General features: G+C 30.5%; 10 protein-coding genes, 1 tRNA gene and 4 pseudogenes. 7 read left to right on the top strand and 8 right to left on the bottom strand.

Annotation, left to right across the window (positions count from 1 at the left end; translation table 11 throughout):
- Window positions 1-3: 3 nt before the first annotated feature.
- The 4 genes and pseudogenes from ACZ1HD_RS13135 to ACZ1HD_RS13120 all read right to left on the bottom strand — a co-directional run.
- Window positions 4-321 (bottom strand): annotated as a pseudogene (locus tag ACZ1HD_RS13135) (alpha/beta hydrolase family protein); the annotation flags it as partial.
- A 46-nt stretch (window positions 322-367) separates the two neighbouring features.
- Entirely contained in the window at window positions 368-601 is a 234-nt protein-coding gene (locus tag ACZ1HD_RS13130) for a prolyl oligopeptidase family serine peptidase (RefSeq protein WP_472687684.1), read from the bottom strand.
- Complete coding sequence (locus ACZ1HD_RS13125; RefSeq protein ID WP_472687683.1) at window positions 579-2330, bottom strand: DPP IV N-terminal domain-containing protein; 1752 nt, start codon at window positions 2328-2330, stop codon at window positions 579-581. The genes ACZ1HD_RS13130 and ACZ1HD_RS13125 overlap by 23 nt, the downstream gene beginning before the upstream one ends.
- A gap of 16 nt (window positions 2331-2346) precedes the next feature.
- Window positions 2347-3735: pseudogene (locus tag ACZ1HD_RS13120) on the bottom strand (dipeptidase).
- A 105-nt stretch (window positions 3736-3840) separates the two neighbouring features.
- Between ACZ1HD_RS13120 and ACZ1HD_RS13115 the strand changes: the two are divergent.
- A tRNA-Leu gene (locus ACZ1HD_RS13115) sits at window positions 3841-3922 on the top strand.
- 51 nt (window positions 3923-3973) lie between these two features.
- On the opposite strand, the gene ACZ1HD_RS13110 is transcribed toward ACZ1HD_RS13115, so the two are convergent.
- Window positions 3974-4417 (bottom strand): acyl-CoA thioesterase, encoded by a 444-nt coding sequence (locus ACZ1HD_RS13110; protein ID WP_340932730.1) that lies wholly within the window; start codon window positions 4415-4417, stop codon window positions 3974-3976.
- 66 nt (window positions 4418-4483) lie between these two features.
- Window positions 4484-6610: a carboxy terminal-processing peptidase gene (locus tag ACZ1HD_RS13105; protein WP_472687682.1), complete on the bottom strand. Its 2127-nt coding sequence runs from the start codon at window positions 6608-6610 to the stop codon at window positions 4484-4486.
- A 225-nt stretch (window positions 6611-6835) separates the two neighbouring features.
- Between ACZ1HD_RS13105 and surE the strand changes: the two are divergent.
- The 6 genes and pseudogenes from surE (at window position 6836) to ACZ1HD_RS13075 (ending at window position 11537) form a co-directional block, all read left to right on the top strand.
- Window positions 6836-7608 (top strand): annotated as a pseudogene (surE, locus tag ACZ1HD_RS13100) (5'/3'-nucleotidase SurE).
- Complete coding sequence (locus ACZ1HD_RS13095; protein WP_079737186.1) at window positions 7596-7883, top strand: hypothetical protein; 288 nt, start codon at window positions 7596-7598, stop codon at window positions 7881-7883. The pseudogene surE and the gene ACZ1HD_RS13095 overlap by 13 nt, the downstream one beginning before the upstream one ends.
- Before the next feature lies 1 nt (window position 7884).
- A pseudogene (lpxB, locus tag ACZ1HD_RS13090) lies at window positions 7885-8992 on the top strand (lipid-A-disaccharide synthase).
- Between the two features lie 11 nt (window positions 8993-9003).
- A complete protein-coding gene (locus ACZ1HD_RS13085; RefSeq protein ID WP_472687681.1) occupies window positions 9004-9495 on the top strand; it encodes a C40 family peptidase in 492 nt (163 codons plus the stop codon).
- Between the two features lie 24 nt (window positions 9496-9519).
- On the top strand, window positions 9520-10188 hold the full coding sequence (locus ACZ1HD_RS13080) for a ComEC/Rec2 family competence protein (RefSeq protein WP_472687680.1): 669 nt from the start codon (window positions 9520-9522) through the stop codon (window positions 10186-10188).
- On the top strand, window positions 10179-11537 hold the full coding sequence (locus ACZ1HD_RS13075; RefSeq protein WP_472687679.1) for a ComEC/Rec2 family competence protein: 1359 nt from the start codon (window positions 10179-10181) through the stop codon (window positions 11535-11537). The genes ACZ1HD_RS13080 and ACZ1HD_RS13075 overlap by 10 nt, the downstream gene beginning before the upstream one ends.
- Before the next feature lie 2 nt (window positions 11538-11539).
- On the opposite strand, the gene ACZ1HD_RS13070 is transcribed toward ACZ1HD_RS13075, so the two are convergent.
- Together ACZ1HD_RS13070 and ACZ1HD_RS13065 are read right to left on the bottom strand one after the other, a co-directional pair.
- On the bottom strand, window positions 11540-12058 hold the full coding sequence (locus ACZ1HD_RS13070; protein WP_077809981.1) for a thioredoxin family protein: 519 nt from the start codon (window positions 12056-12058) through the stop codon (window positions 11540-11542).
- A gap of 102 nt (window positions 12059-12160) precedes the next feature.
- Entirely contained in the window at window positions 12161-13675 is a 1515-nt protein-coding gene (locus tag ACZ1HD_RS13065; protein WP_472687678.1) for a peptide MFS transporter, read from the bottom strand.
- Between the last annotated feature and the right edge of the window lies 1 nt (window position 13676).

Raw genomic sequence — 13676 nt, 5'->3', positions numbered from 1 at the left:
AAATTATTTAATTTTAAAACCTTTTGCTGGTTTGGCATCTAATAAATGAGTTACAAAATAATCCCATCGTTTTCTTGTCATGTAGTTTGTCATGTTGCCATAACCATGTCTTTTATTCGGGTATAAAATCATATCGAAATCTTTGTTTGCATTTATTAAAGCTTCTACAACTAACATTGTGTTAGATGGTGGTACATTATTATCCATAGAACCATGGGTAATTAGTAATTTACCTTTTAAGTCTTTTGCAATTAATTGATTTGCCTGATTATCGTAATTTGTTGTTCCGTCTGCTTTACCTTCAATATTCCCTTTTTGTAAAAGACCTTGCCATTTTTCGCCCCAATCTGCCTCGTAATTTCTGTTATCATGATTTCCAGCTCCGAAACTGCAACGTCATAAAATTCGGGTAAGCAAAAACTGCTCTTGTAGAGGCAAAACCACCACCGGAATGTCCCCAAATTCCAACTCTTTCAGTATCCATTCCTTTATATTTTTTTGCCAATTGTTTTATTGCAGTAATATTATCTGGTAAACCATTGTCGCCCATGTTACCATAATATGCATCATGAAAAGATTTAGAACGCATTGGTGTACCCATTGCATCTACAGCTACAACAACAAAACCTAGTTCTGCAACTGCCTGAAAATCTCTCCGAGACAGGTCTAAAACCGTAATTACCAACAGAACCAGATTGCGGGCCAGGATAAATGTAGTTTAATACCGGATATTTCTTAGATTCGTCGTAATGGCTAGGTAAACACATTATACCGTAAATATCTGTGTTCTCGTCTCTAGCTTTTACAGAAAATTCTACAGGTGCCTGCCAGTTTCTTTCTTTTAATTTAGAAATATCAGCAGTTTCTAAATCCATTATTTTTTCTCCGGAATTATCTCTCAAAACAGAAATAGGAGCAGAGGTTGTTGTAGAATAAGTGTCTACAAATAAACTATAATTGTTATTAAAGCTTACATTATGAGTTCCTTTAGAAGGAGTAAGGTTCACCATATTAGATCCGTCAAAATTAATCTTGTAGTAGTAGTTATGATAAGGATTGCCTTCTTCTTTACCTCCTGCAGAAAAGTAAATAACTCTATTTTTTTCGTCGATATTTTTAACTTGTTTCACCAACCAGTTTCCTGTTGTAATTTGATTTTTTAGCTTTTTAGTTTTTAAATCATATAAGTAAATATGGCCCCAATTTGTTTTTTCTGAATACCAAATAAACTCATTTGAATCAAATAAAACTTTCCAGTTTTCTGCGTTTACACCAGATTCGTAATAAGTATCTACTTCTTCTTTATGTATAGAAGTTACTTTACCTGTATTTGCATCTGCAATTTGTAAATGTGCAATTTTGTGATCTCTAGAACTAGAAACAAAAGCAAATTTTGTACCTTCTTTGTTCCATTGGGCATCTAACAATTCGTTATTTCTACCGGCAATATGGTCTGTAGTTGTTCCTCTTTGAAAATCTTTACCCATTTTTAGGCGAACCGTTTTGGGTTTGTTATTTAAATGGATGATTACACGTTCTATCGTAAAGATTTTTTCGTCGCCAGGTAACGGATGTTTCCATGCTTCTAATCTTGGGTGCCCAACATTTGTAGACGTTAAATACATCATACCAACGCCTCTTGCGTCTTGCTGAAAAGTTGCAATTTTATCTGAGTTAGGAGACCATTTTAAAACAGCGCCATCACTTTTAATCCAACCTGCGTTGTTTGTGGCGTAACCATAATCTTTTTCACCATCAAAAGTAACTTGCGTTTTTTTATTGGTTTCTAAATCTCTAATCCAAAGGTTATAATTGTCTATGTAAGCAACTAATTTCCCGTTTGGAGATACATGCTCATTTCTGCTATATTTTTTGGTGTTTCCTGGTTTTTCAGTCAAAGATTTTTCATTTATATTATAGCTAAATTTTTTATTAGAAGTCGAGAAATTTATATTTTCTAAATCTTCTGAAATAGTTACATTATAAATTGGTAAAGCAGTTGCTTTAACTTCTTTATCTAATTCTTCTGATAATAAAGAAGCTAGGTTTTCATGATCGAAAGCAGTTGCTTTCGTTTTAGAAGTTGCATCTGTTAAAACATATCGTTTACCATCTTCAGTATTTGTTGAGTAAATTAACTTATTACCATTTGCAAAAGAAACGTTAGAAACTTGGTTGTACACAAGACGGTACAAACTTCTGTCCATATGTTTTGCTGCAGCTTCGTACTCTGCAATAGTAAATTGTTTTTGTTCTTCAGTTTTAGAACAATTAAATAGTAATGCAGTAAAAATACTACAAACTAAAAATTTGGTTAAGGTAGATTTCATATTGAGTTTAATTATGTTAGTTAGATAATTCTGTAAAATATTTATAGAAATAAGGTATTGTTTCGATTCCTTTTAAATAATTCCAAACACCAAAATGTTCATCTGGAGAATGTATTGCATCTGAGTTTAAACCGAAGCCCATTAAAATAGTTTTGCTTTTTAGTTCTTGCTCAAATAAAGCTACAATTGGTATACTACCACCACTTCTTTGCGGTATTGGAGTTTTATTAAATGTAGCTTCGTAAGCTTTACTTGCTGCTTTATAAGCAATATTATCAATTGGTGTAACATAACCTTGCCCACCATGATGAGGTTTTACAACTACTTTTACAGATTTAGGAGCAATACTTTCGAAATGAGTTTTAAATAACTCGGTAATTTCCCTCCAATCTTGATTTGGCACCAAACGCATCGAGATCTTTTGCATATGCTTTACTAGCAATTACCGTTTTTGCACCTTCACCGGTGTAACCACCCCAAATTCCGTTTACATCTAAAGTTGGTCTAATAGAATTTCTTTCGTTTGTAGAATATCCGTTTTCTCCATACACATCATTTATATCTAAAGCCTTTTTATAATCATCTAAAGAAAACGGAGCTTTAGCCATTTCTGCTCTTTCTGCTTCTGATAAATCTTCTACTTTATCATAAAATCCAGGAACTGTAATATGATTGTTTTCATCATGTAAAGAAGCAATCATTTTGGTTAAAATATTAATAGGATTTGCTACTGCGCCACCATATAAACCAGAATGTAAATCTCTATTTGGACCTGTAACTTCTACTTCTACATAACTTAAACCACGTAAACCTGTTGTGATTGACGGAATATCGTTTGCAATCATTCCGGTATCAGAAATTAAAATAACATCGTTTGCTAATTTTTCTTTGTTTCTAGGTACAAACCAAGCTAAACTTTCTGAACCAACTTCTTCTTCTCCTTCAATCATAAACTTAACGTTACAAGGCAAGTTTCCTGTTGATGTCATATACTCTAATGCTTTAACATGCATATACATTTGGCCTTTATCATCACAAGCACCTCTTGCAAAAATGGCTCCTTCGGATGAATTTCTGTGTTTTTTATCACGGGTTCAAAAGGAGGTGAGGTCCATAATTCGATAGGATCTGCTGGCTGAACATCATAATGTCCATAAACTAAAACAGTTGGTAAATTTTTGTCTATAATTTTTTCACCATAAATAATAGGATATCCTGGTGTTTCACAAAGTTCTACTTTGTCGCATCCTGCTTTTTTTAAGCTTTCTAAAACAAAATCGGCAGTGTTTAAAACGTCTTTTTTATAGGCGGTGTCTGCACTTATCGAAGGAATTTTTAGTAAACTAATTAATTCGTCTAAAAATCTTTTTTTGTTGTCTTGTATGTATGTTTGAATTGTATTCATGAAGTTTTTTTTAATTTCTTACTCAAAAATAGAAAAATTATTATGAACAAGTTTGTAGTTTGGAACTATTGTTTATATTTGCATCCCGAAATAACGGGAAAAGTTGCAGGCGTGGTGGAATTGGTAGACACGCTAGACTTAGGATCTAGTGCCGCGAGGTGTGAGAGTTCGAGTCTCTCCGCCTGTACAAACAAAAAAAGCTGAAATAATTTACTTCAGCTTTTTTTTGTTTTAAGAATTATCTAGTTAAAGAAATTACTTCAAAATCTTCTGCTCTTTCTGCGTGCTCGAACATTTCTTTTGTTTCTTCCGGCGGAGTTCTAAGTTTTCTCTTTGTTAAATCTATCCAAGCGCCGTATACTTTTATAATCGCAGATAATTTACCTTGTTCATTAAAAACTTCGTGTACTATTTTCCAACGTTCGTTGTTTTCAGACAAACCTTGTAACTTAAGGTTTACTGTAATGTTTTCTCCTAAATGAATTTCTTTTCTAAAAGAGGTTTCTTCTGTAAATAATATCGGACCTAAATTATGCTTTGTAAACTCTTCAATAGAAAAATTGTATTTCGCAAAATAGCGTACTCTAACTTCTGCAGCATAATCGTTATATGCTGTATGTCTCATGTGTCTGTTTGGGTCAAAGTCAGACCACTTTGTGTTAAAAGTTACTTTAAAGCTCATATGTTTATAATATAAAAATACCTGATAAACTTAATTTATCAGGTATTTAAGGTTAATTATTGATGTTTAGTTTTTTACAATTTCTGAAGAAGTTTTAACTTTTAAATCTTTTAAAACATTTAAAGCCTCAGAAACATATATATCTTTTGATAAGTTTTTATGCCATGCTTTTCTTTTATTAGCTAAAACACTATCTTTTTTAATTAAAGGTAATTCGTATTTAGGTGATTTAAAGCTAAGATTAGATTCGTATTTAAAAACGTTTGCATATTTTTTAGAAGCATTTTCTACTACTTTACTTTCTCTAGAAAATTGCTTTAAATTTAAAGAATAGGTTGTGTCGTCTTGCTTTTCTTTTAGCCACTTTGCATAATCGTTTATCAATTTAAAATTAGCATCAGAAGCAATTCTATTTTTACTATTATTTACAACGTCTGCAAAGTTTTCGTAAGTATTTGTTTTTGTATACTTTGCTTGTGGTACTTTATCCCAAACAAGTGCGCCGTCTAAATCTCTTTCACCAAATTTCATGTAACTATATCTATCCGGCATTGCAATATCAGAATAAACACCTTCTATTTGAGTAGAACCACCGTTAACTCTATAAAATTTCTGAATTGTCATTTTAATAGCTCCTAAGTCTTTTTCGTACTTCGGATAAAAATTATTGATAGGAATTACACTTTGTACGGTTCCTTTACCATAGGTTTGGTTTCCGCCAATAATTACAGCTCTACCATAATCTTGCATTGCTGCTGCAAAAATTTCTGATGCAGAAGCAGAAAGTTCGTTTACCAAAACAACCACAGAACCATCCCACTGCATTTTAGGATCAACATCATTTTTAACGATTGGGTCTTGTCCTCTATATTTTACTTGCACAACAGGTCCTTGTTCTATAAACAAACCAGCAATTTCTATTGCTGTTTTTAAAGATCCACCACCATTATTTCTTAAATCAATTAACAAACCAGAAACATTTTCGCCTTTTAAACGCTCAATTTCTTTTTCCATGTCTTTTGCAGAGTTTCTTGCATTTGCATCAGAAAAATCAATATAAAATCTAGGTAAATCTATTAAACCATATTTTTTTCCATCTTTTTCTACAATTGTAGATTTTACAAATGTTTCCTCTAATTCTACAACATCTCTAATAATCGAAATTACTTTCGTAGAACCATCGAGTTTCTTTTTTACCGTTAACCTTACTTCTGTTCCTTTTGGACCTTTTATAAATTTGATCGCATCGTCTAATCGCATACCAACAATATCTACCGGTTCTTTATCACCTTGTGCAACTTCTAAAATGATGTCGCCCGCTTCTAAGTCTCCTTGTTTCCAAGCAGGTCCACCTGATACTAATTCAAAAATTTCAGTATAAATTCCTTTTTTTAGTAATCTAGCACCAATTCCTTCTAATTTACCGGACATATCTTGGTCAAAACGCTCTTTAATTCTTGGCGCCATGTATGTTGTATGCGGATCGAATGCACCCACAACACTATTTAAAAAAGTAGAAAACCAGTCTTCGTGTTCTAATTCTTCAATTCTTAAATAAAGTTCATCCATGTTTTTAGAAACTTCTGCTCTTGCTTCTTTTTCTAAAGTTTTAAAAGATTTTTTCTTAAAATTCTTATCTTTCTTTATTTGAGATTCTTGCTTATCTAATTTGTCTTGTATTCTACTTAAAACGTTTAGTTTTAATTGTTTTCTCCAATAATCAATTAATTCGTTTTCATTTTTAGCAAAAGGCACGTTATCATAATCGATATCTATAATTTCGTCTTTTTTAAAGTTGAAAGGACTTTCTAGTAATTCTGCGTAATAAGACTCAGCATTTTTAATCTTATCTAAAAAATTACTGTAAACAAGGTTGTAAAAAGAAACATCGTCTTTTAACAATTGATTGTCAATTTCATATTTATATTTCGAGAATTTTTTAATGTCTTTTTGAGTAAAGTATCTTTTATTTGGGTCTAAACCATCAATAAAACTATTAAATATTTGCTCAGAAAAATTGTCATTCATGTCTTTTACAACAAAATGACCTCTTGTTAAAATGTTTTTTAAAACATATACTAAGATTTTATCTTTTTCAAGGTCCGGTTCACTAAACTTAGTATTTGCTTGTAAGCTACTAAATAGCATTAAAAATGCTAGAAACGATATTTTAATTCTAAATGCTTTCTTCATAAACCTTCTGTCGTGTGATGTTTTGTATAATTACTGTTGTGCTGCTACTAAACTACTAAAATAATGCCAAATATTTAAAGTTACTAACGCTAATGTTAATTTTTACTTTTAGCACTAAAATTTATTAGTTACAAATTTAACCAAATGTAAACGCTTAGATTCTTTACAAATTGTTAAAAAGAAACTCCTATAAATAAATTACATTTGTATTTAAATTTTACAATTATGCAAGAAAAGCCTTTAATTTTAGTTACAAACGATGACGGAATTACTGCTCCTGGTATTAGAGCATTGATAAAAATAATGAATAAAATTGGTGATGTAGTTGTGGTTGCGCCGAGATAGCCCGCAAAGCGGAATGGGACATGCAATTACTGTTGATAATGTTTTAACTTGTAACCCAATTACTATAGATGAAGGACCACAATTAGAATATACTTGTTCCGGTACGCCTGCAGATTGTGTAAAAATGGCAATTAGCGAAATTTTAAATAGAAAACCAGATTTGTGTGTTTTCGGGATAAATCATGGCGCAAACTCTTCTATAAATGTAATTTACTCTGGTACAATGAGTGCAGCGATAGAAGCAGGAATAGAAGGTGTGCCGGCAATAGGTTTTTCTTTGTTAGATTTTAAATGGCATGCAGATTTTAAACCATCAGAAGAATTTGTAAAAAATATTACTTTAAATGCACTTTTAAACGGAATACCGGAAGGTGTGGTTTTAAATGTAAATATTCCTGATTTAAAAAAGGATGAAATAAAAGGAGTAAAAGTTTGTAGACAGGCTAGTGGTTATTGGAAAGAAGATTTCGACAAGCGTAAAAGTCCTTTTGGTAAAGAATACTATTGGCTTTCACGGGCAATTTGTTAATAAAGATAAAGGGCAAGACACAGATGTTTATGCGTTAGAAAATGGATATGTTTCTGTAGTTCCTGTTCAATTTGATATGACAGCGCATCATATGATTCAAAAACTAAATTCTTGGGAACTGTAAAAAAAGATATTTTAATAGGATTTTTAGTGGCACTATTTGCCACTTTTGGTGGTGTTTTTTTGTATTTAGAATACTTTTCTAAATTTAGTTTTGATGATACCTTAAAAATGATTGAAGAAGGAAAGTTATATGGTAAAGTTTTGTCTTTAGCTGCAATACCTAATTTATTTGTCTTCTTTGTTTTTATAAAAAAGAAACAAGATCATAAGGCAAAAGGTGTTTTATTAGCAACAATTCTTATTGCGTTAACAACATTATTATTAAAGTTTTTCTAAAATGAAATATTATATAATTGCTGGTGAAGCTTCGGAGATTTACACGGTTCTAACCTAATGAAAGAACTGTTGAAAAAAGATACTGCTGCAGATATTCGTTTTTGGGGAGGTGATTTAATGAAAAATGTTGGCGGAACTCTTGTAAGTCACTATAAAGAAAGAGCTTTTATGGGTTTTTTGAAGTTCTAAAAAATCTTTCTAAAGTTTTAGGATTTATAAAAGATTGCAAAAAAGATATTGAAAAATTTAATCCGGATGTAATTGTTTTTATTGACAATTCTGGTTTTAACTTGCGTGTTGCTAAATGGGCAAAAGAAAAAGGTTTTAAAACTAATTATTATATTTCTCCGCAAGTTTGGGCAAGTAGAGCAAGTAGAGTTAAAGATATTAAAAGAGATGTAGATCAGTTATTTGTAATACTTCCGTTCGAAAAAGAATTTTACAAAAAATACGATTACGAAGTTACGTTTGTTGGGCATCCTTTAATAGATGCAATTGCAAATAGAGAGCGAGTTTCGGAAAGTGATTTTCGTAAAGAACACAATTTATCTGATAAAAAAATTATTGCTTTATTACCTGGTAGTAGAAAGCAAGAAATTACAAAAATGCTTTCTGTAATGTTGTCTTTGGTGTCAGATTTTTCTGAATATCAATTTGTAATTGCAGGTGCGCCAAGTCAAGATTTTTCGTTTTACCAGCAAATAATACAAGATAGAGAAGTAGCGTTTATCAATAACAAAACCTACGATTTGTTAAGTAATTCTTATGCAGCATTGGTTGCATCTGGTACAGCAACTCTAGAAACAGCACTATTTAAAGTTCCGCAAGTTGTTTGCTATAAAGGTGGTTATATTTCTTACCAAATAGCCAAAAGAATAATTACTTTGAAATTTATTTCTTTGGTAAATTTGATTATGGATAAAGAAGTGGTAACAGAATTAATTCAAGAAAACTTTAATAAGAAGAATTTAAAAAAGGAATTAGATCTTATTTTACAAGAAGCGTCTAGAGAGCAAATGTTTTTAAATTATTTTGAATTGGAGAAAAAACTAGGTGGCCAAGGAGCATCTAAAAACGTAGCTACGGCAATTGTAAATTCATTAAAATAAAAAATTTGAAGATGAGAAATTGGTATGTTGTATTACTGTTATTATCTTTTGTAATTACGTCTTGTTCGTCAACTAAAAATGTAAGTAATTCAGCAAAGAAATCAGTAAATAAGCCAATTTCTAAAGTAGATAGAGTTGTTGCCAATGCTTTAAAATACAAAGGGGTTAAATATCGATTTGGTGGTACAACTGCCAAAGGTATGGATTGCTCTGGTATTGTTTATGTTTCTTACTTAGACGAAAATGTACAATTGCCTAGAATTTCTAGAGATATGGCAAAAAGAGGAAGAAAAATTGCCTTAAAAAATGCCAAAAAAGGAGATTTGCTATTTTTTAAAACATCAAAAAAAGGAAGAGGTATCAATCATGTTGGACTTATTGTAGCTGTTTCTAATGGTAAAATTAAATTTATTCATGCTACTACATCTAGAGGTGTAATTGTTTCTGATTTATCTCAAAAATATTGGAAAAACGCCTATGTTAAAACAAACAGAATCTTATAGTTTTTTTAGTAACTTGACGTTGCTATGAAAAGGTTAATTAAATACGTGCCTTTACACTTTTTGGTGTTTTTAATTTTAGGAATCTGTTTGCAGTTTTATTATGAAATTTGGCAATATGGTTTTCTAAAATTATCTGTTGTATTTGGTGTTTTTCTTGTTTTAAACATTCTTAATATTAAAAAGCAGTTAACTACAATAACTTCTTTTTTAATCTATTTCTTTATAGGTGTTTCTGTAACGTTTCTCAACGATTCTAGAAATTATAAAAATCATTACAGTAATTTTAATAAAGAGGAAGAACAAGTTCTTTTAAAAATCACAAAGGTTTTAAAACCAGGAAACTATTATCAAAAATATATTGCTGAAATTATAGGTTTAAATCAGCATAAAACTAGAGGAGAGGTTTTATTAAATGTTCAAAAAGATACTATAGATCTTAGGTTTTCTATTGATGATCAGTTGTATGTAAAACCTATTTTTAAAGAGTTAATTCCGCCTTTAAATCCGTATCAATTTAATTATAAATCGTATTTAGCAAAACAAGGAATTTATCATCAAATATTTATAGAAAAAGAACAATACCAAATATCAAATTTAGTAGAAACTTCGGTGGCTGGTTTTGCAGAAAAAATTCGGAATAATATTATTACGTCTTTAGAAAAAGAAGTTTTAGTAATGATGAGTTGGCTGTAATTAAGGCGCTTTTATTAGGGCAAAGACAAGATATCTCTAAAAGTTTATTAACAGATTATCAAAATGCAGGCGCAATACATATTTTAGCAGTTTACGGTTTACATGTTGGTATTTTACTATTAATTCTAACTTTTATATTAAGGCCAATAGACAGGTTTAAAAACGGTAAATATCTCAAAGCAATAGGTATTATTGTTTTCTTATGGATGTTTGCATTTATAGCAGGTTTATCTGCTTCTGTGGTTAGGGCGGTTACTATGTTTTCTTTTGTAGCAATTGGGCAGTCATTTCAAAAGAAAACACTAATAGAATTCTCTTTAATTACCTCAATGTTATTCTTATTGCTTGTAAAGCCAATGTTTTTATTTGATGTTGGTTTTCAGTTGAGCTATCTAGCTGTATTCGGAATAATTTGGGTTCAACCAAAACTAGATTCTTTATATGTTCCAAAATATTATTTAGATAAAAAAATATGGCAATTGCTAACCGTTTCAATTGCAGCCCAAGTTGGTATTTTACCCTTAAGTATATATTACTTTCAACAATTTCCGGGTTTGTTTATGCTTTCCAATATAGTAATCATTCCTTTTTTAGGGATTATTCTCGTTGCAGGAATCGTTGTAATAATATTATCCGTTTTAAATATTTTACCACAGTTTTTAGCTGATTTTTACGGAATAATAATTTCTTTAATGAATAGTTTTGTTCGCTTTATTTCTCGTCAAGAGCAGTTCTTATTGCAAGAAATTGCTATTTCATTTAAAACAATGTTAGTCTTGTATTTTATCATTTTTTCGGCTGTTTTCTTTTTATTGAAGAAGAACTCAAAACGCTTGGTAATCTTTTTAGTATCAATAGTATTGTGTCAAGGTATTTATTTTTTAGAGCACAAAAAAGCAAAGGAACAAAACGCTTTTATGGTTTTTCATAAGAGTAGATTTTCTGTTATTGGAAATAAAATTGGAAAACAACTAAATATTCAGCATAATATAGATTCTGCTTCTGTAGATGATATTAAAGCTGTTAAACCTTTTATGCTTTCAGCAAAAATAGAGAAGATTAATAAAGTTGATTTTAAAAACTATGTAAATTTTAAAGGAAAAGATATTTTAATAATTGATAGTTTAGGAGTGTACCAATTAGAGAAAATAATTAACCCTATTGTGATTTTACAAGATTCGCCAAAAATAAATTTGGAAAGAATGTTGAGTATTCTAAAACCAAGTTTGGTTATAGCTGATGGCTCAAATTACAAAAAAGACGTGTTGTTTTGGGAAAAAGTATCTTTAGAATTAAACGTTCCGTTTCATTATACAGGTCAAAAAGGCGCTTTTATTTTAATTGATTAAAATTACAAGCTACTTTTAAAGTCTTTATCGAAATCTTTCCAATTGGTAGTTTTGTATTTATCCGCAGAAAAATAAACTAATATTTTTTCAAACATTTCTTTTTGTTGATAACCAGGTATATTTTGAAGTAATTCTTCATCTTCGGATAGAAATATGGTTGATGGATACGATAGTTTTCCGTTCATTATAGTAGCTGGTAGTTGATGAAATCCTCTTCTGCCACTTTTTTGAAACTTAAACGTATGACCATTGTAGGTTATGTCTTTTTTCTCTTCTCCGTTTAACTTAATTGCGTAAAAATTATCATTAATTATTTTGATAATAGTCTTGTTAGAGTAGGTTTCAATATCCATTTTTTTACAGAAACCACACCAATCTGTATACACGTCAATTAAAATTGGTTTAGGTGTTTTTGCATTTAATGCAATTGCTTCTTCAAAAGACAACCATTTAATTTTGTCTTGCGAGTGCAAAGACAATGATACTAATGTTAACGTTAAAATGAAGATTAATTTTCTCATGATTTATTATTCGCAATTATAATACCAAACTTACAAATAAACTTTTAGGTATAAAAAAACCTCATAAACATAATTTATGAGGTTTTTTAAAGTATTTTTTTATTAATGTACGTTACCCATTAATTTTTTCATTAACGGAGAAAACAATAAAACTACTGCTCCTGCTCCTAATGCATAAAGTGCAATTAAATGGAAACCATCAGTATATACACTTAGAGTATCTAATGGATTAATAACTTGACCAGGAACATTTTCTATGGCTAGTTCTTCAGAAATAAAACCTACAATTTGAAATGCAAATGCTGAAGACAAGAACCAAACTCCCATCATAAAAGAAACAATGTTTTTTGGTGATAAATCTGTAATTTTTGATAAACCTACAGGAGACATAAACAACTCACCTACAGAAATTATAAAATACATTGCAAACAAATAATAAAAAGGAACCATTCCATTTTCGTTAGCACTTAAACCACTTATAGATAAAATGTAAAAACTTAAACCTGCAAATAATAATCCTAAACCAAATTTATAGGGTGTTCTTGGGTTTAAATTTCTTTTCGATAAATATCCCCATAAAAGAGAAACAGGAATTGCTAAAATGATGATAAACATAGAGTTTAGACCATTAGTTTGTCCTGCACTCATTATACCATCTAAATCAACATTTCTTGATGCAAAAAGTGTAATTACACTTCCGGATAATTCATGAAAACCCCGGAATAAAGTCATAAAAAAAGTAATTAATACTGCCATTATTAATTTCTTTCTAGCTTCATTAGTCTTTAAATTAAAAATAATATAACCAAGATAGATTAAAACTGCTACACCAATAAATTTGAAAATTCCAGTTACATAATTATCTTTCCATGAAGCTAATAACCAAGCTATAGCTGGTGCAGATAAAAAAGCAATAATTGGAATTAAAGTTTTTTGAGGTATACCTGCAACTTTCTTTTCATATACTTCTTCATTTGGCGGTAAACCTTTGTCTCCAAAAACATTCTTTTTAATTCCGCTCCAAAAGAAAATTAAACCAGTTAACATACCAATTCCAGCTAAACCAAAACCATAATGATAGCCATATTCAACAGCTAACCAAGCGCATAAGAAAGGAGCAACCATTCCTCCAATGTTAATTCCCATGTAGAAAATGGTAAAACCAGAATCTTTACGTACATCTCCATCTTTATAAAGAGCACCTACAAAGGTTGAAATGTTTGGTTTAAAAAAACCGTTACCAACAACAATAAATGCAAGTGCTAAGAAAAACGCCATATCGTTTTCTACAGCTAATACAAAGTGACCAATTGTCATTAAAATTCCACCTAAAAAAATAGAACTTCGCATTCCTAATATTTTATCAGAAATTTGACCACCAATTACTGTTGATGCATATACTAAAGAACCGTAAGAAGCATAAACTACAGCTGCAGCTGCATCTCTCTCTGCGATTGCTTTAAAGATTTCGTTTACCATGTAAAGCGTAAGTAACGCTCTCATTCCGTAGAAACTAAAACGTTCCCATAATTCTGCAAAAAATAAGTAAAATAACCCTTTTGGGTGACCAAACATTTGTGGGTCTTCAGTAGCTGTACTAACTCCTTTGTCTAACATA

This window comes from Polaribacter sp. HA6-7 (assembly GCF_055693625.1).
The sequence above is the reverse complement of the archived record's forward strand: the minus strand, read 5'-3'. Positions and strand labels throughout refer to the sequence as shown.